The sequence below is a fragment of the Paenibacillus sp. J5 genome (genome assembly GCF_054955055.1).
Window position 1 is genome coordinate 109,950 of sequence record NZ_JBUEDD010000009.1, and the last position, 23,107, is coordinate 133,056.

At 56.1% G+C, this 23,107-nt stretch carries 18 protein-coding genes; 13 read left to right on the forward strand and 5 right to left on the reverse strand.

What is annotated here, in order from left to right; translation table 11 throughout:
- Positions 1 to 39 precede the first annotated feature (39 nt).
- The 5 genes from ACY1JZ_RS17335 to ACY1JZ_RS17355 all read left to right on the forward strand — a co-directional run bounded on the left by ACY1JZ_RS17335 (position 40) and on the right by ACY1JZ_RS17355 (position 7,349).
- A complete protein-coding gene (locus ACY1JZ_RS17335) occupies positions 40 to 1,305 on the forward strand; it encodes a vWA domain-containing protein (RefSeq protein ID WP_270167742.1) in 1,266 nt (421 codons plus the stop codon).
- Positions 1,306 to 1,337: 32 nt separating this feature from the next.
- Positions 1,338 to 1,979 (forward strand): beta-mannanase, encoded by a 642-nt coding sequence (locus ACY1JZ_RS17340; RefSeq protein WP_462630289.1) that lies wholly within the window; start codon positions 1,338 to 1,340, stop codon positions 1,977 to 1,979.
- 35 nt (positions 1,980 to 2,014) lie between these two features.
- Positions 2,015 to 3,277, forward strand: a complete 1,263-nt coding sequence (locus tag ACY1JZ_RS17345; protein WP_462630290.1) for a TRAFAC clade GTPase domain-containing protein — start codon at positions 2,015 to 2,017, stop codon at positions 3,275 to 3,277.
- On the forward strand, positions 3,274 to 6,441 hold the full coding sequence (locus tag ACY1JZ_RS17350) for a GAP1-N2 domain-containing protein (protein WP_462630291.1): 3,168 nt from the start codon (positions 3,274 to 3,276) through the stop codon (positions 6,439 to 6,441). Before ACY1JZ_RS17345 ends, ACY1JZ_RS17350 begins: the two co-directional genes overlap by 4 nt.
- 197 nt (positions 6,442 to 6,638) lie before the next feature.
- Positions 6,639 to 7,349 (forward strand): Crp/Fnr family transcriptional regulator, encoded by a 711-nt coding sequence (locus ACY1JZ_RS17355; protein WP_270167747.1) that lies wholly within the window; start codon positions 6,639 to 6,641, stop codon positions 7,347 to 7,349.
- A gap of 162 nt (positions 7,350 to 7,511) precedes the next feature.
- Here the strand turns inward: ACY1JZ_RS17355 and ACY1JZ_RS17360 are convergent, their stop codons facing one another.
- Both ACY1JZ_RS17360 and ACY1JZ_RS17365 read right to left on the reverse strand, forming a co-directional pair.
- The gene (locus tag ACY1JZ_RS17360; protein WP_270167748.1) at positions 7,512 to 9,842 is read right to left on the reverse strand and encodes a flagellin N-terminal helical domain-containing protein; all 2,331 of its coding nucleotides are present in this window, start codon (positions 9,840 to 9,842) and stop codon (positions 7,512 to 7,514) included.
- A gap of 331 nt (positions 9,843 to 10,173) precedes the next feature.
- Positions 10,174 to 10,365 (reverse strand): carbon storage regulator, encoded by a 192-nt coding sequence (locus tag ACY1JZ_RS17365; protein WP_270167749.1) that lies wholly within the window; start codon positions 10,363 to 10,365, stop codon positions 10,174 to 10,176.
- 349 nt (positions 10,366 to 10,714) lie between these two features.
- Here ACY1JZ_RS17365 and ACY1JZ_RS17370 point away from each other — a divergent pair, with 349 nt between their 5' ends.
- Positions 10,715 to 11,233: a hypothetical protein gene (locus ACY1JZ_RS17370; RefSeq protein ID WP_270167750.1), complete on the forward strand. Its 519-nt coding sequence runs from the start codon at positions 10,715 to 10,717 to the stop codon at positions 11,231 to 11,233.
- 230 nt (positions 11,234 to 11,463) lie between these two features.
- Here ACY1JZ_RS17370 and ACY1JZ_RS17375 read toward each other — a convergent pair whose 3' ends face one another.
- Together ACY1JZ_RS17375 and ACY1JZ_RS17380 are read right to left on the reverse strand one after the other, a co-directional pair.
- Positions 11,464 to 12,141: a peptidylprolyl isomerase gene (locus ACY1JZ_RS17375; protein WP_270167751.1), complete on the reverse strand. Its 678-nt coding sequence runs from the start codon at positions 12,139 to 12,141 to the stop codon at positions 11,464 to 11,466.
- 191 nt (positions 12,142 to 12,332) lie between these two features.
- Positions 12,333 to 12,707 carry a hypothetical protein gene (locus ACY1JZ_RS17380; protein ID WP_270167752.1) on the reverse strand — a complete coding sequence of 125 codons (375 nt, stop codon included), beginning with the start codon at positions 12,705 to 12,707 and terminating at the stop codon, positions 12,333 to 12,335.
- A 164-nt stretch (positions 12,708 to 12,871) separates the two neighbouring features.
- On the opposite strand from ACY1JZ_RS17380, the gene ACY1JZ_RS17385 reads away from it, so the two are divergent.
- On the forward strand, positions 12,872 to 13,582 hold the full coding sequence (locus ACY1JZ_RS17385; protein ID WP_462630292.1) for a class I SAM-dependent methyltransferase: 711 nt from the start codon (positions 12,872 to 12,874) through the stop codon (positions 13,580 to 13,582).
- 230 nt (positions 13,583 to 13,812) lie between these two features.
- On the opposite strand, the gene ACY1JZ_RS17390 is transcribed toward ACY1JZ_RS17385, so the two are convergent.
- On the reverse strand, positions 13,813 to 14,229 hold the full coding sequence (locus ACY1JZ_RS17390; RefSeq protein WP_462630294.1) for a hypothetical protein: 417 nt from the start codon (positions 14,227 to 14,229) through the stop codon (positions 13,813 to 13,815).
- Between the two features lie 367 nt (positions 14,230 to 14,596).
- On the opposite strand from ACY1JZ_RS17390, the gene ACY1JZ_RS17395 reads away from it, so the two are divergent.
- From ACY1JZ_RS17395 to ACY1JZ_RS17420, 6 genes are all read left to right on the forward strand, one after another.
- Positions 14,597 to 16,390, forward strand: coding sequence for a cache domain-containing sensor histidine kinase (locus ACY1JZ_RS17395; protein ID WP_462630295.1), 1,794 nt, complete (start codon positions 14,597 to 14,599; stop codon positions 16,388 to 16,390).
- A 133-nt stretch (positions 16,391 to 16,523) separates the two neighbouring features.
- Positions 16,524 to 17,897, forward strand: a complete 1,374-nt coding sequence (locus ACY1JZ_RS17400; RefSeq protein ID WP_270167757.1) for an ABC transporter substrate-binding protein — start codon at positions 16,524 to 16,526, stop codon at positions 17,895 to 17,897.
- 139 nt (positions 17,898 to 18,036) lie between these two features.
- A complete protein-coding gene (locus tag ACY1JZ_RS17405) occupies positions 18,037 to 18,906 on the forward strand; it encodes a carbohydrate ABC transporter permease (protein WP_270167759.1) in 870 nt (289 codons plus the stop codon).
- Positions 18,906 to 19,724 carry a carbohydrate ABC transporter permease gene (locus tag ACY1JZ_RS17410; RefSeq protein WP_270172752.1) on the forward strand — a complete coding sequence of 273 codons (819 nt, stop codon included), beginning with the start codon at positions 18,906 to 18,908 and terminating at the stop codon, positions 19,722 to 19,724. The genes ACY1JZ_RS17405 and ACY1JZ_RS17410 overlap by 1 nt, the downstream gene beginning before the upstream one ends.
- Positions 19,725 to 19,751: 27 nt before the next feature.
- Complete coding sequence (locus ACY1JZ_RS17415) at positions 19,752 to 21,350, forward strand: response regulator transcription factor (RefSeq protein ID WP_462630296.1); 1,599 nt, start codon at positions 19,752 to 19,754, stop codon at positions 21,348 to 21,350.
- Complete coding sequence (locus ACY1JZ_RS17420) at positions 21,347 to 23,071, forward strand: glycoside hydrolase family protein (protein WP_462630297.1); 1,725 nt, start codon at positions 21,347 to 21,349, stop codon at positions 23,069 to 23,071. Before ACY1JZ_RS17415 ends, ACY1JZ_RS17420 begins: the two co-directional genes overlap by 4 nt.
- The last annotated feature ends 36 nt before the right edge of the window (positions 23,072 to 23,107 follow it).

Genomic DNA, 23,107 nt, shown 5'->3' on the forward strand with positions numbered 1-23,107 from the left:
CGGGCATAAGAGAGAAGGAAAATAAAGGGGGCAAGGAAGATGCAGCGCAAATTGAACGGGCTTCTGCTATTGTTCAGTCTGCTTGGTGCAGTCATCGGCTTCGCCGCAGGGGAGCTGATGCTGGAGCGGCTGGGAGCCGCCATGCCGCGGGCAGTAGCTGCAGGGCTGTACTTCGGCGTGCTGGCGTTCTTCATCGGGCTGTTCAGCCTGATTGCCGAGCTGATCTCGCCAAGGCTGAACGGCTCCTCATGGCGTCAACGCTACACCGGGCTGTCGTGGAAGCTGCTGCTTCCCTCCACGCTGGTGCTGTTGTTTGTGGCGGGGGCGCTGCTGCAGCTTGGCTATCAGTTGAATCTGGGCGGCATCAAGCCAGCGCAGGACATCGTATTCGCGCTCGACAACTCCGGCAGCATGAATGAGACCGACCCGGATAGCGAGCGCTTCGCCGCAGTGGAGCGGCTGACCGCGACGATGGAGGAGGATAAGCGGGTAGCGCTGCTGCTGTTCGCTGACCAGAGCGAGGAGCTACTGGCATTCACGGCGGCACAGTCAGCGGCTTCACAGGGTACGATCGCAACTGCCTTGGCGCAGATTGGCAAGGCCGACGGCGGCACGAACTTTCAGAGCGTGCTGGCGGATGCACTGGGGGTCATCGATGTCAAGGATCAGCCAGGACGCGGGACAGCGGTAATTCTACTGTCGGATGGCTACAGCGATTCCCCGATCGAGCGCGAGCTGGAGGAGTATCGCAACCGGCAGATAGCGATTCATACCATCGGTCTGAATGTTGACAATGAGCAGGGCGGCGCACTGCTGCAGCACATTGCGGCACAGACTGGCGGGTCATACTCCAATGTGACGGATGCGGTCAATCTGACAGCGGTATTCCAGTCCATCTATAAGATGCTCGATGACCGGATGCTAGTGACGCAGCGCCAAGGAATTACGGCAGATAGCCTGCTGTATGCGCTGCTGCGTGTGACGGCGCTGGCATTGCTGGGCGCTGCGATCGGCCTGGGGCTTGGACTTATCTTCGATAATCGCTTTCTGGCGCGCAGCTTCGCGATAGGCGGAGCGGTCGGAGGGCTGGCTGCCGGTCTTATCTTGGAGCAGGGGTTGTCCGGGAGCAGCATGTCAGACCTCATGGTGCGGCTGGCGGCTATGCTGGTGTTGACGGCGATCATGTCCTTGTTCACGCTGATCGTTCCTATACGGGAGAACGGTCGCATCTACCGCAGTGGCGGACGCGATGCGAAGCTGTCGACCGCTCCGGGCAGATCGCGCGGGGGCAACAGCGGCTTCTAGACTAAGCTCAGGGAACGGAAAGGCGGAGAGACATGAGATATATTGAGGCAACGTCTGGCACGCCTATGATTTCGGATCTGTCCTGCCAGGTTCAGGAGGATCGCTGTGTGCTTCGATGGCATTGGCCTCCAGGGCTAAGGGCGGTCTATATTGCCAGGACGGCGGCAGACATCGCTCCACAGGCAGCAGCACATCAGCCCGGCAGCGGGCTGAAGCTGTATACGAGAGAGGAATACAAGGCCAACGGCGGGTACTCTACGCGTCTGGAGGGGATTGGGCGGTACCTGTATACCGTCTACGCCGTGCTGGAGGATGACGGCGAGCCGCTGCTTGTGCGGCAGCCTGCCGGGGATAATGAGATTGCAGTCAGCACCGGCAGAGCGAAGATACGCTATGCTGTGCAGTACAAGAACAGTTGGTTCAAGCCGGTAAAGGCAGTGACGATCCGCATCGCCGCGGAGGTGCCTGTGCCTAAGGAGGCACTATGCTATGTGAAGAAGCAGGGGAGTGCGCCAGCGAGTCGCGACGACGGGATGATGTACCCGTTTGTATCCGATTTTGCTGCTGGGGCAACGGTTCTGCCTCCGATTGAGGTGGGCAAGCAGGAGTATGTCCGACTGTTCTTGTCCGATGGCAAGCAGTACGGGCAACTGTATGAGCTGATTCCAATGTAACGGCTAAGCGTCTGCAAGGAACGGAGGGAAGAACGATGGGAATAATGGATTGGTTCAAGAAGCGGCCGCAGCAGCAGGCTCGGCCTTTATATTATGATATTGTATGCCCCTACTGCTTCAGCAAGTTTTCTCCAGATGAGGTGGTGTTCCGCGCGACCCACCATCGGGATGATGATGAGGATTATGCGCTGGGTGAGGACGAGAAGCTCAATCGGTATCGCGAGCGCTTCGGGCTGGATTGGGTGCATGATATGGAAGCTGTACTCGATCCGCGCGACGTGCCTGAGGAGTATCTTCATTATTCCGACCATGTGTTGATTGGGCTAACCGATCGCTATGGGGAGCTGACGCGTCGCAGATTGTGTCCGAGCTGTCATAATGAGCTGCCTGTCACTGCGGGGAAGGTGCCGAGCAATATTATCTCGATCATCGGAGCCTCGCAAGTCGGCAAGTCGGTCTACATGACCTCCCTAATTCACACGCTGCAGCATACGACCGCTGATCATTTTCACGCAGCTTGTATGCCGCTCAATGCGGAGATTAGCCGTAAATTCCGAAGCAATTATGAGGAGCCGCTGTTTGAACGCGGTGATCTGCTGGCTTCGACGCAGAAGGAAAGGATGCAAGAGCCGTTCATCTTCCAGTTTGTATTCAAGGATGATACAAAGCCGCCGCTCACGCTTGTTTTTTTTGATGTCGCAGGCGAGGGCATGGTGGAGCAGGACTATCTGGGGCTGCATGGGCAGCATATCAAAAATTCCGCGGGTATTTTGCTGCTGGTTGATCCGCTGCAAATCCGCTCGATTCGCGAGAAAATTCGTATGCAATTCGGCAGCAAGCCGGGAGAATGGGTATCGCAATACGATGAGCCGCGGGATGTGGTGCTTACGCTGTTCGGCGACTTTATTGCTTACCAGGAGAATAACAAGACCGATATTCCGACGGCTGTTGTGCTGACCAAAAGCGACATGCTGCATAATCTGAAGGACGAGGATGGGGAGTACATCAAGTCCAACAGCAATGTGTTCCATAATGTGGTGCATCGCGATTATTTTAACTTCACTGAATTCGAAAATATCGACGGCGAGATTCGCCGCTTCATAGAGAAGGTTGATCGTCCCTTCAAGGGAACGATGGATGTCTATTTCAAGGAAACGGCGTACTTCGCCGTATCTGCATTGGGAAGCAATCCGGTGGATCAGAGGATGCAGACCGTAGTCAGCCCGATCCGTGTCGATGAGCCGTTCGTCTGGCTGTTGTACAAGCTCAATTATATTGAGGGGAGAAGAGAGCTATGAGTGGATTCGCACGGATTCAGCAGCAGCTGTATACCCGCGAGCGTCATGGCATCTTCCGCTCTACCGAGGGCTACGATACAATTGCTGTCTCTGCCGGGCTCGATCATCAACTGGTCAAGAAGCAATTGCATCCGCTTTGCATGTATGATGCTCCGGCCGAGCTGGCAGCGAGTGGAGAGAAGCAGGAGGAGGCCTATCCTGAGGCGATTCATCTGCTGCGGCTGGATAACGGTGACGCGCTTCTGGGGCGCAGCATCTATCAGGCTGCTGATTTTACAGGGCTGCGCAGCACGTTTTTTACTCATCATTATGTCATTCCCGCGAGCCGCTGGGAGAGTGGCGAGATCAGTGTCCATCATGCACTGAGGGCAGCATTCATGGATAGCTACAAGCTGGACAGCGGCTCCGAGCTTCCAGAGCTGGATAAGCTGCCACAGAACGAGCAGGAGAAGGAGCAGCCTCCGCCGCGGGCGCTGCTGGCCGAGCTGATTCTGGGCGAGCGGCGCTTCATGCAACTGCTGTATGCGGCGATGACGGCGGTCGGCGGTAAGAAGAAGGTCTATATTGCGCTCGATGTGGCTCCTGGTCATATCTCTAGCCGAGCCTCCGAGCTGCTGGAGCTGCTCTATAGCCATCTCCCCTATGCGGTTCGCAGGCAACTGGGCTTTATGACATACGCCAAGGAGCCCCAGAGCCGCAAGGGTATTCATCTGATGTTTGTCGAACGGGGCAGCCTGCGCGCCGGTGACCGCCAGGTGGAGAAGGAGTTCCTGTTCGATCTGGTTAATGACCGTATTATGAATGCCGATATGGATAGCAGGGTGCTGCCGTATTTTGAATTTATATGGAGCAGCCTGGAGCAGCCAGAGCGGAGGGAGCGCTTCTTCGAATTTGCTGCGCAGATGCTGCAGGGAACAGAGCCGGGCAAGGAGTTGACCTTGCAGGCCTACCATGAGCTGGCACTGCTGTTCCAGATCGAGGAGGGTCATGACGCCTTGTACGAGCAGCACAAGAACGATGTGCTGCTGTCTATGCTGGAGTATATGCCGGACAGGTCGGGAGCCGGATTGGGTACAGAGTCTTCGGGTTCTGTCCCGGCCTCAGGCAAGATCAGGCTGCATGATCTGTTCAACGCCTGCTTCGACCGAGAGTATGATCTGGTGAGAGAGGGGCGGGTGCCAGCCAGGGAAACCGCAGAGCTGCTGGTGCGTTACGGCTTGCAGGATCGCAGACGCAACACGAACAAGCTGACCGCCTATTTCGTCCATGCCTTGACCCATGCCAATGTGAAGGGCATGGAGGAGGAAGCGGCTGGCTTATACCGAGTGATAACCTCTGATACTGAGCTTGGCGAGGCCTTCTTCGGAAGGGTGCTGGGCGATATCCGGTTGAGCGCTCTGCTGTTCGAGCCCTATCTGGCCAGTCAGCTTCATCAACTGCCCACCCTGCACGATAGCCTCGAGCTTGCCGACCAATGGACGGAGGCCTACCCGGATCTGTACAGGCTGGAGTGGTTCCGCAATCTGGTCAGTGAGCAGCTAGCCAGCAAGCTGCATTCCGGCAACCGCCTGCTGGGCATCGTTAGCGAACAACTGGAGCGGCTGCGTGCTCGTCAGGAGAGCGCCGAGCAGCCAGGCGAGGCGAGCTTCCTTCAGCAGTTGGAGCAGGCACTCTATGTGCGGCTGCTGCGCGTCCTGCAGTTGACCACAGTAACGCGCGAGCAACTGAAGCAGGCGTATTTCCTGGATCGTCGCGAGCTGTTGCAGAGGTGTCAGGAGGAGCTGACCGCTGCAGAACGGCAGACCGCCGCGATGCTGGAGGCGGCGCACCGATGGATGAGCCAGTCCGCGCCGGTTACGGAGCTGATGGATGGCTTGAATGCAGAGTCGATCGACGAGGTTCAGGAGCTTGGGCGGCGGTTGTTGGCGGATCGTGTGGACACGGCCCCCTTTGAGAGCATCATTCTGGCTTTTTACCGCAGTCCGCAGCTTGAGGCGCTATCCTATCCTGCGCTAATCGAGTATCTGCATCAGCATGCGCGGCGCAAAGAGACGATCTATGCCTTCTTCAAATGGTCCGAGCAGCACCCGGACTTTATGCGGCCGCGCGGCTTCGTGCCGGCTTATCGCAGCGCGGTGCTGGCTTACTTCAAGCAATATGACCGCGAAGCATTCAAGCAGAGGGAGTTCAAGCGGCAATATATGGCTAAGGCGGGGCCTTATCTGCAGGAAATCTATAAGCAGGCGAAGCTGGAGCTGTCGTCCAAGCTGGCGCGCCTCCTCCGCAAGAGCCCGAGAATGACCGCACTTGCTGTCATTATTGCTGGCGGCATAGCCGTCGCGGCTGGGGCAATCTGGCTGGCGGGGGATAAGCAGGCAGCAGATGCACCATCAGCCCCGCAGTTGCAGGTGCAGATGCCTGAAGCTGCTGCCGAACCGCGTGTCTACGCGGTACTGGACAGCGAGGCAGAGGCGGGCAGCGGGGAAGAGGTGTCTGCACTGCTCTTCCCATTCACCGATACGTCCTCCTGTAAGACGCTTCGACCGGAACGGATTATCATCATCGATCCTGAAGGGCGGGAGCAGGAGCTCGGCAAGGTGACCTATGCGACGACCTGCGAATCACCTGCCGGGGAGAGCGCCTCGTCATTAGGACAAGGCGAAGTCGATAGCAGCAAGCCGCCACAAGCGGGTTCGGAGGCCACAGCTCCGAATGATACGGAGGCTTCAGGTGTCGGAGTGACAGATGGCATAGCAGGACAGGGCACATCCGCAGGCGAGCCCGCTGCACCAGATGCGGGCACATCGCGGGAAAGCAGCGAGCCGGCAGGCTCCGGTTCGCGGTCTGCGGGAGAGACTGTAGCTGCGGAGAGTGGCGGCATCCAGCCAACAGGCCAAGGCGCTGAGCAGCAAACGTCCAACGAGTCGAACGAGGGAAGCGCGGCGGGTGGGAGCTCGTCACAGGGGCAGCAGGATAGGTTCCCGGCCTATCTTGTGACCGTGAAGCTGCATCAGTCGGTGCCGCTGGCGCTCGGCAGTGTGGTACGGGTCGGAGAGGATGAGTTCCGACTGACTGCATTACCGTCATCCTGGATGGCTGCTGCCCAATGGGCTGCTGCAAGCGTAAGCCGTCAGGGGAACGATTCGGCGACAGGCGCACAATAGGCTCTCAGGCCCGAATTTCGGTTAGACCGAGATTCGGGTTTTTGTGTCGGCGGTTACAGAATTAGAGGTTATATCATGCTACAATCTGTAGTGACTCCAAGCGCCAACCAAAGGCAAATGCTGCAAATGAGCGGCGGTAGCCGCAGTGATCCGCGCCGCATTGGAGGCAGGCAAACAGGTTGAGGAGGATAGATGCTATGTCGTCAAATAGGATGGAGCCGCTGACCGCAGCATTGCTCTGCCGTACCGTGCCACTGTTGCGAGGAATTGGCGAGGAGGCGGTGCAGGCCATCCTCCCGGATATAAGAGAGCGTCACTACCGCAAGGGAGAGCTAATAATATTGCAGGGAGACACGGGTGACGAAATCTATTTTATATTATCCGGGGCCGTTCATATTTTTTCGTTCGAGATTAGCAAAAAAATCAATTACGTCACACTTGGCGCGGGAGATTTCTTCGGTGAGATGGCCATGATCAACCCGCAGCAGGTGCGCTCTGCTTCAGCGGAGGCCGCGGCTGGCACGCGGCTGGCCTTACTGAAGCGCAGTTGCTTTGAACGCTTCATAGCCTCCAGCCCGCGGCTCGTGCTGCTGATGCTGGATGACATTATGGAGCGCTTGCGGCAGGCGAACCGTCATATCTATGATATGACCTTCCTAAGTGTCAAGCTGCGCACCGTCAAGCATCTGCTTCATCTGTTGAAGCAGCAGGAGGGCTCCGCTGCGCCGGGCCGTATACGAATTACGCATCAAGAGCTAGCAGATATGGTGGGTGCTGTACGGGAGACGGTGACGAAGGTGCTGCAGGAGCTTCAGGATCAGGGGCTGTTGGAGACGGGAAGCAGGGTGCTAACCATCACAGACCAGACTCGATTGCAGGCACTGCTGGGCGACAGGACAGACGACTGAATCCTGTGGCTCAGCGGGCAGACCTGCGCAGGGGGCTGAAGTTTGGTGGTGGGGAAGGAGAAGCTAAGACCCTCACGGGCTGAGCCCGGGATATTGAGGCCTATTGTAGAAAATAAAAGGGACTCCGGCAGTAAAAGCCCGGAGCCCCTTATTACGATGCGATTAACGGAGCAATTGAAGCACGCCTTGCGGCTGTTGGTTCGCCTGAGCCAGCATCGCTTGTGCTGCTTGGGAGAGGATGTTGTTCTTCGTAAACTCCATCATTTCCTTCGCCATGTCGACGTCGCGGATACGCGATTCGGCTGCGGTCAGGTTCTCGGAGGATGCGCCGAGGTTGTTGATGGTATGCTCCAGACGGTTCTGGCTTGCCCCCAGCTTGGAGCGCTCGCTCGACACGTTCTTGATCGCAGCGTCGATAACCGTAATGGCATTGGCTGCGTTGGAGGCTGTCGTCACATCCAATGCTTTCTCGACTTTATTGTTATTCGTGCCGTTCGTGACATTATTGGAGGCAGAGAAGCCTGCTCCTGTACCTGTGATGCCTAGAGCCGATGAGCGCATATCAGCGATGCTCAGAGACATCGACTGGTTCTGGTTGGCGCCGATCTGGAAGGTCAGCTCTGCATTTTCCTGAGCCGCTCCTGCCGTTGCCGTATTGGTCGTCAGACCGAGGATGCCCGCTGCATCCTTCGTGGCGTGCGCCCCGATGGTGATAGAGGAGGAGGAGCCATCGCTGCCGCTCGTAATGACCAGCTCATTGTTGTCATTTACCGATACCTTCACATCTGCTGCTGTTGTGCTGGCATTGTTGATCGCACTCTGTACAGCAGCCGCCAGCAATGTACGGTCGGTATAGGTGCCTTGTTGAATGACAGCATTAATGCTCTCTCCGTCTACAGTCAAGCTGAGCGTCGTGTTGCCATTCGAGCCGGCAACGAAGTTGCCAGCAGCCAATGCGCTGCCATCGGCTTTAACCAGACCCAACTGTCTAGCCGCATCACTATCAACAGCATTGGTCACATCGCTATTGACGCCTGTTGTTGTGCTGGTCAGCTTGAGCACGCCGCCTTCATTGCTGGCAGTTACGCCAGCCGTCGTAAAGGCTGCCGCATTCGTAGCTACGAAATCATCCAGATCCTGATAGGTCTTGTTCGCAAGCGTCACGCTTTTCGTTGTGCCGTCCACATCAATCGAAATCGAGTTGTTGGCTGTAAGCCCGGCTTGGGTAGTGCGGGAAGCCGTTGCGCCGAACAGGATATTCGCCAGGCCGCCGCCGTCAATCGTCACATTGCTGGTAGTGCCGGTCGTAGCGGAGGTCAGCACCAGCTTGTTGCCGGAATCGACGGAGAATTTGCCCGACGCGCCAAGAGCCGTATTCAGGTCAGTGAGCAACTTCGTGACGCCTTGACCCGCGGTGCCGTCATACACGTTGCCCACGTTCAGGCTAATTGTCGATTGGGTACCGTTGATGGTCACCGTGAGCTCATTGGCGCCAGCAGCTACGGTGAATCCGGCAGAGCCGCCAAGCGTCGTATCGGTAAAGATGGTGCTTCCGGTGACTTCGCCCGCGGTTGCGCCGTGAACCCATACATCATTCACGTCTTTGCCTTCAGCGAGCGTAATGTCATCGAGAGACTCACCGCCTGTGCCGTCATACATGAAGGTGGAGGCGAAGTTGCCGCCCATAATCTCAATCGATCCGCCGCTGCCGAGCGTATTCGATTTGATGATCAACTCATTGCTCGAGCCAAACGATGCGCTTGCGCCGATCGCGTTCAGCTTGGAATTAATCTCAGTCAGGGCCGCAGCGCCAGCCGCCGCATTGGTGAATACGACCGTTTGCTCTGTACCGTCGATTTTCAGTGTCAGCTCGTTGTTTGTACCAGCGATGGCTACCGCGTTGGCGGCGCCCGTGCCAGTAGCTGTCGCTGCGGAGGCTTTAGGATTGCGGTTGCCGGCTGCGCCATATGCGCCGCCAGTTGCCGAGCCTGCTGTGTCCGTGTTGGTAATGACAGTTGTCGCATTCAGTGCGAGCTCCGCCTTCGTGTTGCCTGAAGTAGCGGCCACAAAGTCGAAATCGCCGTTCAGCAGCTTCTTCGTGTTGAATTCAGTCGTGTTGCCGATCCGGTTAATCTCCGATGTCAGCAGGTTAATTTCTTTTTGAATTTCTGAACGGTCATCTCCCGTATTCGTATCACTCGCCGCTTGAACAGCCAGCTCACGCATACGTTGCAGAATCGAGTGGGTTTCGTTCAATGCGCCCTCTGTAGTCTGAATCAGCGAGATGGCATCCTGGGAGTTCCGGGTTGCTTGATCCAGCCCCCGAATCTGGCTGCGCATTTTTTCGGAGATAGCCAGACCAGCAGCGTCGTCTCCTGCGCGGTTGATCCGCAGACCGGAGGACAGCTTCTCCAGTGACTTGCCTGTTGCACCGGTATTCACACCTAACTGGCGGTACGTGTTCATTGCTGCAATGTTGTGATTAATTCTCATCTTGAATCTCCTCCTTGGATGGTCTAAAGGTGAACTTCCATTTTCACCTGTATCTATAACAAACCGTCTGAAGGCGGCTTATTATCGGGATGAACTGCGGCCGTGCGCTCATGGCGGATGGCCTGCGCGGACTGCTTCATACAAGCCCATCTTGCTTCCGCGAAGAAACAAAAAAGAGGACGAGTCGCATCGCCGCCGGTTCCGGTGAATGTACCGGAATAGCGGGTGTGCGAGCTCGTCCTTGAGCGCTTGTATCTTTAAGTTGAGCCTGTGAAGGCTCTCTTGCAATTCATGATGCTACAGAAAAAACATGCGTAAGATGGAAGGTCAGCTACAGAGAAACGCCGAGTGTAGTAGATTGAAGCGCCTGATTTGCTTCATATACTTCGCCGCGCAAAATGGAGATGTCCTTCGGCGCATCAATGGCTAGACGCAGGTGCCCATCTTTGCTTCTGACTACTTCAACCTTAATATTGCCGCCAATCATAATGTACTCCCCAGGTTTTCTACCTACTACAAGCATGAAGCATCCCCCTTATCAATGTGGAAAACAAAAAAAGGATGGCTTATAGAACCGCACCCCTTCCGCATCCTGCAGAGGAGTCACGATTGTATAAGCCATCCTTGACTTTATGATATTCCATTATGAAGTATTTCACTGCGACTACCGGCCTATTTTAGCGCCTAATTAATATATCGGCAGTCGCAATTTAAAGTTTATAGCTTTTCAAAAAAAATTTTAAAATGGCTGAATCCTGGACTTTAGTCCAGTTAGCTCCTTCCCCGCAGAAGGAGGTATTCGCTTGAACCCTATGGTAATCTGAATAAGCCAATACATAAGGTTGCTATGACGGACAGGAGTGAAGGGTAAGATGTTGAATCGGGCGGTTGTGGGGGCTCTATTATTATTGCTAGGCGTTTATTTTCTATTGAATCCGGGCGGATCAATGAGCACAGGGCATGTATTTGCGTACTTTTGGCCGACGATGTTTGTCATCCCGCTAAGCTTGTTTTTCCATTGGATGTACTTTTCCATGACGAGGAGGAGAGCCAGCGGCCTGCTGATCCCTGGGGGAATCTTGTTTACTGCGGGCGTCGTATGCCAAGTGGCCATGTTGATGGATAATTGGGGGACGATGTGGCCGGGCTTCCTGCTTGCGGTGGCTGTAGGGTTGTTTGAGTTTTACTGGTTCGGCAATCGCAATAAGTGGCTGCTCATTCCCATTTATATTTTGACGATTCTATCGGTGCTGTTCTACACGGCATTCTCGATAGGCAATCTGCTCGGACAACGTGTATTAGGTCAGCCGTTACTGGCGATTGTGCTTGTGCTCGCTGGGGCCTTCCTGATGATGTCGCAAAAGAGCAGATCCATCAGCCGAGGAGGCTAAGCTGCGCCACTTCGTTAAGTCCGTGCAGCTCGCTAGGGTGTGTATACAAACTCCGCAGGGACCGAGGTTGCTGCGTTTACGTTCCATTCCAGGCGCTATGTCACAGGCGTAGCAGAACCTCGATGTGGGTTTGCATACACACGCCTAACACGCCAAGAACCTTCATGCGCCTACTGCATAGGACGATGAAGGTTCTTGGCGTGTTGCTGTTGTCTGCTTGGCTATGAACTTTAGAGGATAACCTCTGGTTTGGGATAGGTGGTTCCGAAGGTATCGACGGATACTCGCTTCATTACCGTCGGCTGCACGGGGCGATCGCCGGCGGTTGTAGGCTGGTTCACGATCTCGTCTACAACGTCCATGCCTTCCAGCACCTTGCCGAAGGCAGCATACTCGTTGTCGAGCTGAGGCGAATCGGCCACCATAATGAAAAATTGCGAGCCTGCTGTATCTGGCGCCGGCGTGCGCGCCATGGATAGCACGCCCCGGGTATGCTTCAGGTCGTTGGGAAAGCCATTGCTTGTGAACTCGCCCTTAATATCATAGCCTGGTCCACCCATTCCGTTACCCTTCGGGTCACCGCCCTGAATCATAAAGCCGGGAATGACACGGTGGAAGATTGTTCCATCGTAAAAACCACGGTTTATCAGATGAATAAAGTTATACACGCTGTTGGGAGCGATCTCTGGATATAACTCCAATTTGATCTGCTTGCCATTATCCAGCTCGATGGTGACGACCGGGTTTTTCTCCGGCTTGACCGTCTCCTTGCCTGTTTCACTTGCTGTCTGCGATCCGCTGCTTGTCCCGGGCGTTGCTGTGCGGCTGCCGCAGCCGGAGAGAACAAGAAGGAGCGATGCGAGCACAAGCAATGTTATGCTCCAGCGCTTGCGATGATGAAGCCTCATTACCGAATCCCCTTTCTAATGTGCATCTGTAGTAGTCATATGTAAGTAGCGCGTGCTTGTCCATTCATAGTATAGCATAGGACGCCTTTCCCATCTATCGATAGCCACACAAGCGCCCGAGCTGCCCGAGTGCCCGGAGCTGCTGCCTGCGGCAGGCAGGAGGCTCTGGGCACTCGGGCCACGGCGAGCGGTTAGATGAACAGAAAAGGCAGCAGAAACAAGGTTGCGATCAGCGCCAGCTCAATGCCCCGTCCAGGGCCATAGCCATAGCCATAAGGCGGGTAGCCGCCGTATCCGGGGCCAAACCCGGGACCGTAGCCGTAAGGGTATGATTTGGTCTTGGCTTTGGGACGTTGTTTGCGTCCGCTCTGGGCAGCCATTGACTTCGCATGACGTCCTACGGCAGACAACCGGGGGCCTTCCTGGCAGCCAAGCAGATACAGCTTGCCTCCGCGAATGCCGTCCAGGCAGCCGTAGAGATGTCTTCCGTCATGGGTCACAATGCAGACCTGCTGCCCGAGATGTGGCTGCACCGTCTCCATACAGATCGGGTGTATTCGATGCACGGTCGATTCCCTCCTTCATGGGGCACAAGACAATCCCCTGTCATATCATAGTCGGCAGCAGGAGAATTGGCGTGGACGGAAGACCTGTACAGCGTACATTTTTTCCTATTTCTTGAAACTGGGAAGCCCTCCTGCATATAATGGCGCAGGAGGAGGGATGCAGCGTGAATTACCATGATTTGTTGGCACGGCTCGGGGAAGGCAGCGCCCACCCTGGCGGATTTATGGCGACGATGCAACTGGTGGAGCGTTACCCGCTCCCGCAGGGAAGCCGCGTCCTGGAGATCGGCTGTGGAACCGGCAGAACCTCATGCCATCTCGCACGCTGCGGCTATCAGGTGACCGCGGTGGACAGTAATGAATCCATGCTAAAGCGCGCGGAACGGCGAATAGCCAGAGAAGAGGCTAAGGTGAAGCTGGTGAGGGGAGACGCAGAGCAGCTCCCTTTCCCGGACGGCATATTTGACCTTGTATTCGTGGAGTCCGTCTCGATATTCACAGACGCTCGATCGGCATTGGCGGAGTATCGTCGTGTGCTGAAGCCAGGAGGAACATTGCTTGACCGCGAGCTGACCGTCTCCAAGGAGTCGACGGCGCTGATGAAGGGCGCAATGCGGCAATTATACGGCATGAGAACGATGGCAGATGAGCAGGGATGGCTGGAAATGATGCGCCTAGCAGGTTTCACCCATTATGCGAGCGAGGATGTACGACCGGAGATTATGGTGACGCTAGATGATGTCGATCCGAATCGTGAGGTCGATCCAACCTTGTTCTTCGATGAAGCGGCCTTCTACCTCGGGCAGATGAATGCTCGGATACTGGAGCGCTATCGCACCAAGCTCGGGTCGGCCGTATTCGTCGCAAGAGCCTAAGAGAACGGTGTATTAACTGCGTGCGTATGCTGCAAGACTCCGCACACTTGCAGCAGGCAGGCTGCAAGCATGACGTGAAACAATGCATATAGCCAGACGCAGCGGGAGGAGAGGCCGGAGAAGGGCGCAAGCGGATGATCAGAATCGCCCCGAGTACGGCTGGTGTCAAGCCAGCTCCCCTGCCTGCGGCTCGGCATGAGCCCTGGCGACGAATGGAAATGCCGTGTTCGTTAAGGAGTGAAATAGCTGGCATGGGCGCTCTCTGTCAGCAGCGATTCCAGCTCCTCAAGCTGCGCTTCATATTCGGCAAAGCTGATCTGCCCCTGCAGAAGCCGATCCTGAAGCAGTTGTTGCATCTGCGTCGTCTGCAACTGGATCAATTGGCGAACATCGCTCTGATTGCGATCTGCGATAGCAGCTAGCGACATTCCGGATTGTAGCTGCTCATAGACATCATCGTCACTGGATGCGCCCAGCACCTGCAAGAAATCATCTTCGCTGGCGACGGGAGATTCTGCTTCTGCGCGATCAGCTACATTCATCAGCTCGGCTGCTGCACTTGCACGCGTGTCGGAGCTTGTCCCGAGACTACCCAATGTCAAGGCAACGGCAAGTGTAGCGATCATAAACATACGTTTTGGGTTCATTCGTAATCCCTCCGTTATTTTAGTGTTCTATTGTATCCCGCAACATGATCACAGCCTCGTAAGGGCTAGACTGTTAGCAAGATCTGAGATGAGTATCTGATAATTCTAACGATAGCAAACGAACCTTAAATTCAGCTTAAAGGGACATGCAGAGCGATGTCCTCTCGGAATTATGCGTCGTCGGAGGATTCATGTCTCTCCTGCGACACACAGGGTAAATTTGTGCTTTGAGCAGCGGGAATAATCGTAGTAAGCTAGAGTCAGCCTGAGGGAGAAGCAATTCAATGTCAACAATAATGAATACGCTTACATATATTGGGGCTGCGGCATCATCCTAGCCAGGCTTCCAGCAATAGGGGGGATAAGGGTGCTTGGAAGGTTCAAAGGAATTCGTGGCAGCAGAACGCTGAATATACGCACCACACTGCTGTTGAGTTATTTTACGATTATTCTGATTTGCATCGCGCTGGTCGGCTCGGTCGCATTCAGCATCGCCTATAATTCGATGCAGAAGCAGGTGGAGGACTCCAATGTTCAATTTGTGCGGCAGATTGAGGTCAACTTGGACAACGACTTTCATAATAAACGCAATGTTCTATTGGCACCCTATTACAGTGAAGCGATGATCGACGGCATCAACGACTATGCTTCGATGAAGGAGCAGTCGCGTTTCCTGTTCCGCCAGGAGCTGGGCAATCTCTTTCTCAAAAGCTTCAATATTACGCCCATCCGTGATTTTGTGCGCTTCCAGATCTATTATAGCGATGGCGAGCTGCTATCCTCCTCCGACAACTACAAGCCCTGGACGGCGGCGCAGGCTCGCGCATCCGACTGGTTCCGCGGAACAGTGGAGCTGGATGGCAAGGTGTTCTTCAGCGGCATCTCAGCCAAGCAGGCAGGGGCAGAGGAGGCGGCGTATGCTACCTCGCTGCTGATTCGTGATTTCGCTAACCCGGATCAGTTCATCATTGTAAGGGCTGAGTATAGCAATGACCTGCTGCGCAACATCAGCCCGAAATCAGCCGCGACCAGAATGATCATCCTGGATTCTCAGGACAGGCAAGTTTATGATACGGCAGGGGCGGACAAGCCGCTGGCGACGAGACTCATGAGCCGCCTCGGGAGCGCAAGCGGGCAGTTCTGGCATGCTGGGGCAGCAGGCGATGATCTGGTGTCCTATGTCAAGTCGCGGTATTCGGGCTGGAAGATCGTGCTGATGACGCCGCAGGCAGAGATCTTTGCCCCGCTGGAGAAGATCAAGACCAGCGCGTTAATGACGGTTGCGGTCGCCTTCGTGCTGGCGTTCCTCATCTCGGTGCTGTTCGGGCGCAGCATCACCAAGCCGATTCTAGACATGTACAAGACGGTGAATCGCATCAAGCGGGGCGACTTCTCGCTGCGGGTGCCTGTGGGGCGCAATGACGAGATCGGGCGAATCGCGATGAATTTCAATGCGATGCAAGATGAGCTGCAGCATCTGTTCGAGAGCAAATATTTGTACCAGATCAGGCTGCAGGAGATGCAACTGGCAATGCTATATTCCCAGATTAACCCTCATTTTCTGTATAACACGCTGGATAGCATCAAGGCGATGGCCGATTACTACAAGGTGCAGGACATCGGGGCTATGGCCCAATCGCTTGCCGATATGTTCCGTTATAATACGAAAAACCGCGATGATGTCGTGACGCTGCAGGAGGAGCTGGTGCAGATTGAAGCGTACATGAACATCCAGCAGATTCGTTTTGATGACAAGCTGTCCTATGTAACGGAGATTGAAGAGGAGCTGTACAGCTTCCCGCTGCTCAAGATGACGCTCCAGCCGCTTGTGGAGAATGCGGTCTTTCACGGCATTGAGCGCAAGCGAGGCAAGGGGCTTATCCATATCGCTGCTTATAGAGACCAGGAGCAGATGGTGTTGGCTGTGTCTGATGATGGCGTCGGCATATCAGAGACGAGGCTAGCTGAGCTGCTAGCGCGTCTGCGTCCATCCTCGCTGTCCGACCCGGTAGCAGAGACAGCAGGGGGAGGCGGGATCGGGATCAGCAATGTGTATTCGCGCTATGCGATCCGTTATGGCGAGCGGTTCGCGATGACGGTCGATAGTCGGAAGGGGCGCGGTACCTGCATTACGCTACGTCTGTCCGAGTCGGAAGGATGAGGACGTGCAGCAGGTCGGAATTTTCAACATCATTGGTCGATATTGTGGATAGAAGCGAAGAAAGCGCTTGCAATATAATGTGTGTGTAAGCGATTACTACAGCAAGCTTCAGCTAACGGGGAGGTTACAGGATATGAGAAAAATGAACAGAACCGCATCACTGCTCATGCTCAGCCTCATGGTAGTGGTTATGTCGGCCTGTGGGGGCAATGCAGGCAATACCGGCGCTTCATCTGGCGGCACTAGCTCCGGGGAAACGACCGGAACTACAACGGAACAGACAGAGGAGAGCAGTAAGCCAGCGAAAGACCCGGTGACGTTAACCTTCGTCATCCCGAATACGGTGGATACGACACCATTCACCAATATCTTTGCCGAATATGAGAAGGCGACCGGGAACAAGGTGGAGCTGCAGGCGCTGCCGGGCGGGGATTACGACAATATGATGAAAACCCGCTTCTCGACAGGAGATTTCCCAGACCTGTTCCTCATGCAGCCGGGACCGAAGCAATATGTCAAGCTGAGAGCGGATGAGACGCTTGTTGAATGGTCGGGCGAGGCCGATGTGTGGAGCCGCATTATTCCTTCCATGAAGGAGTTCCAGGAGAAGGAAGGCAAAATCTACGGCGTGCCGTATGGAGCGACCGGTATGATGGGTGTCTACTACAACAAGGATGTATTCACCACTGCTGGAGTACAGCCGCCGACGAATTACGCTGACCTGCTGGAGATCGCCAAGAAGATCAAGGCGAAGGGGATTACGCCGTTCTATGAGGGCGTCAAGGATGCATGGCCGCCACAAGTATTCTACTTGACAGGATGGGTATCGTATATCGATCCGGCGATCGGCGACGAGGGCGTCGCCAAGCTGGAGAAGAACGAGCTGAAGCTCGCCGACATTCCAGAGCTGCGCGCCCTGTTCGAGAAATCCAAGGAGCTGAAGGATCTGGGCTTGTACCAGGATAATATATTGGCAGGTACCTTTGACGAGCTGCAGAACCTGCTGGGTGAAGGCAAGGTTGGCATGGCGTTCATGCTGGACGGCATCATTCCACAGCTCGAGAAAAAATTCGGCAAGGAGTTCGTGAACAGCAAGCTGGGCTTCTTCCCCTTCCCGTCTGCGACGGATGCGGGCACGGCACTCGTTACGCCGCCGAACCAGCTCATGATTCCGAACAAGGCCAAAAATGCCGAGACAGCTAAGGAATTGGTCAAATTCATGATCTCGCCGGATATGGTCAACCTGTATTACAAAACCCAACCGGGCATTCCGATCTTCGATGGCGCGACGAGCGAATTGTATGCGGTGCAGCAGATTGTGAAGGACCTGATGGATCAAGGCAAATCGAAGGTGAACATTCAGAACCGTCTGACAGCCAGCTTTGCCGACTTCCAAAAAACACTGCAAACCTTCTTCATCGATGGCGATATTGATAAGGCGATCAAGGAGTTCAGCGCCAACTACGAGAAGGATGGCAAGTCGAAGCGTCTGGCAGGGTTTGAATAAGAAGCATAGGCAAGCAGCATGATGGGAGATTCAACTGCCGCAGCGCCATCAGGCGAGGCTGGCAATCGAGAGTGCCTCATACAGGGGCACTCTCTAATAGATAACAGACAGCAGCATCGACGGATAGGAGGGGGAGGCCATGGAAAGACTCAAATACCCATTGTATTTTTCGTTTCCGGCGCTCGCCGTATTTCTGACATTTTTTATTACACCGACTATTATAGGCTTCTACTACAGCTTCACGGATTGGAATATAAATGCCGACTCGATCAAGTTCATCGGCTGGGATAACTATGCCGCGTTGTTTGCGGAGCCGCGATTGAAGACGGCGTTGATCAATACAATGATTTTTGCCGCCGCAGTGACGGTGCTGCAAAATGTGAGCGGGCTGGGGCTCGCGCTCATCCTGAATGAGGCGCTGGTGCTGCGCAATGTGCTGCGGATGATCTTTTTCCTGCCGTATGTCATTGCACCGATTGTCATTGGCTATATTTTTCGGGCGATCTATCACCCGGAGCATGGCATTGTGAATGTGCTGCTTAACAATGTGGGGCTGGGCTTTCTTGCACAGGACTGGCTGAATGATCCCAAGTATGCGCTGATGGCGATTATCGCGACAGATATTTGGCGGGTGGCCGGCTTCTCAATGGTCGTCTATCTGGCCGGGCTGCAATTCATTCCGAAAGATCTCACGGAGAGTGCTTCGATCGACGGGGCTCATTACTGGAGCCGGTTCCGTCATATTGTGTTTCCGCTGTTGGCTCCCGCATTTACGGTGAACGTGCTGCTGTCCATGATAGGCTCGATGAAGGTGTTCGAGATGGTGATGGTGTTGACTGAGGGCGGCCCCGGCTATACGACAGAGGTATTCTACACCTATATTCGCAGTATGTTCAGCTCGGGCGAGATGGGCTATGCGACGGCTGTCAATATGGTGCTGTTCGTGCTGGTGACGGTGATTGGCGTGCCTGTGCTGATGGCGATGAAGAAACGGGAGGTGGAGATGTGATGAAGCGGCGAGGCATGCTGATCGGTCTGGAGATCATCGCGATATTGCTGGCGATGGTGATCCTGGTGCCGTTCATAATGATTGTGCTGAACTCGTTCAAGGATATTCGCGAGTCGGCGCTGTTCGGACTCTCTCTCCCGTCAGAGTGGATGGTGAGCAACTATAAGGATGTGCTGAACCAGGCTAATATTTTGCGCGGCTTCAAAAACAGCTTTCTGATCTCCGGACTGGTCGTGATCTGCGTGAACCTGTTCGCCTCGATGGCAGCCTTTGTCATCCAGCGGCGCAACGACAAGTTCCTGCGCGGCGTCTACTATGCCTTCATCCTTGGTCTGATCGTTCCGGTCTCGATCGTGCCGACGATCAAGCTGATGAATGACCTGGCGATTAAAGGCACGTATTTCAGCATTATCATGTACTATACCGCTGTGCTGCTGCCCTTCTCGGTCTTCCTGCTGGTCGGCTTCATGAAGTCAATTCCGCGGGAGCTGGATGAGGCGGCGATGCTGGAGGGCTGCGGATTTTTCCGGCTGTACTGGCAGATTATTCTCCCGCTGCTGATGACAATTCTCGTTACGGTGACGATCGTCGTGATGGTGTCGGTGTGGAATGATTTCTTCGGACCGTTCTATCTGGTGACAGACAGTACGAAGTGGACGATCGTGCTGCAAATCTTCAATTTTGTCACGATGTATTCAACGAACTGGGGCATTGTGTTCGCCTTCATGGTGATCGTGGTGGCTCCGGTATTGATCATCTATCTGCTGCTGCAACGCTACATCATAGACGGCCTGACGGCGGGTTCGCTGAAGGGTTAATCCTCAACCGGAGGGAGCAGAGACAGGATGGAGAAGCTGAAGGTGCTGGTGGTGGATGATGAGAAATGGATCAGACGGGGCTTGATTCAGTCGATCCCCTGGGAGGAGCTGCCGCTGGAGCTGGCGGGTGAGGCAGGAGACGGGGAGGACGGCTACCAGCTAGCGCTGGAGCTCCGCCCCGACCTGCTGTTTCTGGATATGCGGATGCCGGGTCTGGACGGCAAGGAGCTGATCGGCATGCTGAGCCGGGAGCTGCCGGAGCTGCTGACGATCGTCATCAGCGGCTATACCGACTTCGAATATACGAAGGAAGCGATCCGCCACAAGGCGTATGAGTATCTGCTCAAGCCGGTGAGGAAGGAGGAGCTGGCCTTGGTGCTGGAGAAGGCGGTTGCCGAGCTGCAGCGCAGGCGCGCGGGGGCGCAGGCAACCGAGCGCGGCGGGCGCGGCGCCTGGCTGCAGAGGGCGCTGAGCCAGCAGGAGGAGCCGCCCGGCAGCTTTCCGTTCGCGGCGCTGCCAGGCGGGACAGGCGAGTGCAGGCTGTATGTCGGCCTGCCCGACTGCTATGGAGCGCAGCCTGCCGGGGCGGCGCTGCTGCCGCAGCTAGAGGCGAAGCTGGAGAAGGAGCGCGCCTTCCACCTCGGCGGCAACTGGAGCTTCGCCGCGTGCGCACTGGGCGACAGCGGCGAGATTGCGGTGCTGCTCCATGCGCCCGCGCAAGCATCGGCGCCCCAGGAGCTGGAGCGGCTCGCAGCGCTGCTGCTGGGCGGCGCCAGCCAGCAGGGCGGCGGGTGCAGCTTCGGCTGCAGCGCACCGCTGCGCGAGCCGGGCGAGATGCGGCGCGCCTATCGGCAGGCGCGCACGGCGCTGCTCGCGCGTCGGCTCGGGCAGGAGCGGGTGCTGGTGCAGCATCCCGCCGCGACGGCCGGGGCAGCCGCTCCGTACCCGCAGGAGCAGGAGCGCGCGCTGCTGCTCGCGCTGCAGACCGGCAATCGCGAGGCAGCGCTGTCTGCCTTCGAGCGGCTGTACGGCGAGCTATCTGCGCCGCAGATGACGGTCGAGAGCCTCCAGCGCAGCGCGGCGCTGCTCGTTCATGCGCTTGACAAGCTGCTGATCGCCGTGGGCTCGGGGCTGGAGCAGGCGTCCGGGCAGAGCCTGCTCCATGTGACGGAGCAACTGTCCTGCCGCTGCGATGCGGAGTCGATCCGTATACTGCTGGCCGAGCAGCTATTGCCGGCGGTGCTGGAGGCTTGTACGCGCAGCGGCAGCCGCCAGGGCGATCAGGCGATGAGCGATGTGCTGAGGCTGATCGAGGCCCACTATGATCAGGCGCTGTCGCTGCCAGAGATTGCAGGCAGCTTCTATATGAACCCCGATTATTTCAGCCGATTGTTCAAGCGGAAGACGGGGAAGACGTTCGTCGATTATTTGACCGATTATCGGATACGCAAATCCCAGGAGCTGATGCAGCGCTCCGGGTACAAAAATTATGAGATCGCCAAGCTGGTCGGCTATGACGACTATCGTTATTTCAGTCAGATCTTCAAGAAAAAGACGGGTCAGACCATTGGTGAATACCGCAAGAATACAGGTAATCTTACGTATAAAGGAGAGAGTGAGCGATGACTACGAGATGGATACCGGATACGCTGACACTGGAGGAGCGTGCTGCTGCCGCCTTGAATGCGATGACAGGGATGGCGGATCAGGATTTTGATCATATTCCGTTCTTTGCCGCCAATCTGATGCAGGAGCCTGCGCATCTGACGCATGGCGACTGGGATTACGGCTCGTCCCATGGGCGGATGGTGGACGGCATGATCCTGGCACGCCATATGTCCGGCTCTGAGCAGGGCACGGAGATTGAGGCGAAGTACAGAGCCAATCTGCTCTCCTTCTTCAAGGAGGATGGCCTGAGCTACCGCCAGCAGAATCCGCATCGCGATTGGGAGCCGAACGCCAACTTCATCGACCAGCGCGCCGTTATTCTGTCCTTGACGACCTGGTATATGTCATCAGGCGATGAGCGTGTCAAGGAGGCAGCCGACAAGCATGTGGCGGCGCTCAAGCGGGTAGCGATCAAGGAGCGCGAGGTGTGGTATTATCCAGCCTCGGAATATAAGGATGGCGGCTGGCCGTCCTCGAATGCCGTGCAGTTGCGCCTTGCTCCCGACCCGGCGGCCTTCTGCGGGCGGCTGATTATGCCGCTGCTCAAATACCATGAGCTGACAGGCAACGCTGATGCCCTGGAGCTATGCGAATTCTTCGCTGCATTAATCGTACAGCGCAGCGGTGTATTCAACAAGGACGGCAGCTTCAACGATTCGCTGGCGTATCGCAGCGGGCATTTTCATACCCGGCTCGGTACGCTCGATGCGCTGGCTCGCTTCGGCGCCTTCACCAAGGATGCCTCGCTCATCAACTTCGTTGAGCGCAGCTATGCGTGGGCGCTCACCCAATGCACCGCGTTCGGCTGGACGCCGGGCGATCTAAAGGAGCAAGCCTATGAGCATGAGACCTGCTCGCTCGTCGATCTGATCTCAACCGGCATTACGCTGGCGCAGAGCGGCTACACCCAATACTGGGGCACGGTCGAGCGCTTCATCCGCAACCATCTGGCCGAGTCGCAGCTACTGGAGATGGGCTGGGTGAAGGAGACGAAGGATACGGCAGGCAATGTGCCGGGGCTGATCACTTATAGCGATATTGCCGACCGGACGAGAGGCGCCTTCGCGGGTTATTCCGCGCCTAACGATTTCTGCTGTGACGTGAATCATGGCCGGGGCCATACAAGCGATCTGCAAATCTGCTGTCTGGGCTCTGGTACGCGCGGTCTCTATATGGGCTGGAGCAATACAGTAACGGAGCACAAGGGGACGGTCAGCGTCAACTTCCTGCTGAACCGCGGCTCTGCCTGGCTCGATGTGGACAGCTATCTGCCGCATGAGGGCAAGGTGGTGCTCCATATTCATCGGGACATACCGAGACTGCGCGTGCGCATCCCGGAGTGGGCAGGCTGGGCGAAGGTCAGCTTCGTCCGTGAGCAGGGCGGCGAGGTTTCGGAGGGCAACGGCAGTGAGCCAAGCCGCTGGGTGAATGAGGTATTCCTGCTGCTGGGCGCAGCCAAGGCAGGCGAGAAGATCACCATTACCTTCCCGCTGTCGGTGCGCAAGACGATCGAGACGGCAATTGGTCAGACCTTCGAAACGCTGTGGCGCGGCGATGATGTGATCGATATTTCTCCTCAGGGCACCAAGCATCCGTTCTATAGCGGGCGGAAGGTATATGATGAAGCGCCGCTTCGCGAGGGCAGCTATGTCCGCCATGAGCAGGAGCTGGTCTGGTAAGCTGTCCTTGTCCGCAAGCGAGACGGGATAAGGTTA

Bases quoted from the DNA above. Each gene is read 5' to 3' on its own strand.
- ACY1JZ_RS17340 (WP_462630289.1), top strand. From the start codon at position 1,338: ATGAGATATATTGAGGCAACGTCTGGCACGCCTATGATTTCGGATCTG.
- ACY1JZ_RS17350 (WP_462630291.1), top strand. From the start codon at position 3,274: ATGAGTGGATTCGCACGGATTCAGCAGCAGCTGTATACCCGCGAGCGT.
- ACY1JZ_RS17405 (WP_270167759.1), top strand. From the start codon at position 18,037: ATGGAAAGACTCAAATACCCATTGTATTTTTCGTTTCCGGCGCTCGCC.
- ACY1JZ_RS17415 (WP_462630296.1), top strand. From the start codon at position 19,752: ATGGAGAAGCTGAAGGTGCTGGTGGTGGATGATGAGAAATGGATCAGA.
- ACY1JZ_RS17365 (WP_270167749.1), bottom strand. From the start codon at position 10,365: ATGCTTGTAGTAGGTAGAAAACCTGGGGAGTACATTATGATTGGCGGC.
- ACY1JZ_RS17345 (WP_462630290.1), top strand. From the start codon at position 2,015: ATGGGAATAATGGATTGGTTCAAGAAGCGGCCGCAGCAGCAGGCTCGG.
- ACY1JZ_RS17375 (WP_270167751.1), bottom strand. From the start codon at position 12,141: ATGAGGCTTCATCATCGCAAGCGCTGGAGCATAACATTGCTTGTGCTC.
- ACY1JZ_RS17420 (WP_462630297.1), top strand. From the start codon at position 21,347: ATGACTACGAGATGGATACCGGATACGCTGACACTGGAGGAGCGTGCT.
- ACY1JZ_RS17400 (WP_270167757.1), top strand. From the start codon at position 16,524: ATGAGAAAAATGAACAGAACCGCATCACTGCTCATGCTCAGCCTCATG.
- ACY1JZ_RS17355 (WP_270167747.1), top strand. From the start codon at position 6,639: ATGTCGTCAAATAGGATGGAGCCGCTGACCGCAGCATTGCTCTGCCGT.
- ACY1JZ_RS17410 (WP_270172752.1), top strand. From the start codon at position 18,906: ATGAAGCGGCGAGGCATGCTGATCGGTCTGGAGATCATCGCGATATTG.
- ACY1JZ_RS17335 (WP_270167742.1), top strand. From the start codon at position 40: ATGCAGCGCAAATTGAACGGGCTTCTGCTATTGTTCAGTCTGCTTGGT.
- ACY1JZ_RS17390 (WP_462630294.1), bottom strand. From the start codon at position 14,229: ATGAACCCAAAACGTATGTTTATGATCGCTACACTTGCCGTTGCCTTG.
- ACY1JZ_RS17370 (WP_270167750.1), top strand. From the start codon at position 10,715: ATGTTGAATCGGGCGGTTGTGGGGGCTCTATTATTATTGCTAGGCGTT.
- ACY1JZ_RS17360 (WP_270167748.1), bottom strand. From the start codon at position 9,842: ATGAGAATTAATCACAACATTGCAGCAATGAACACGTACCGCCAGTTA.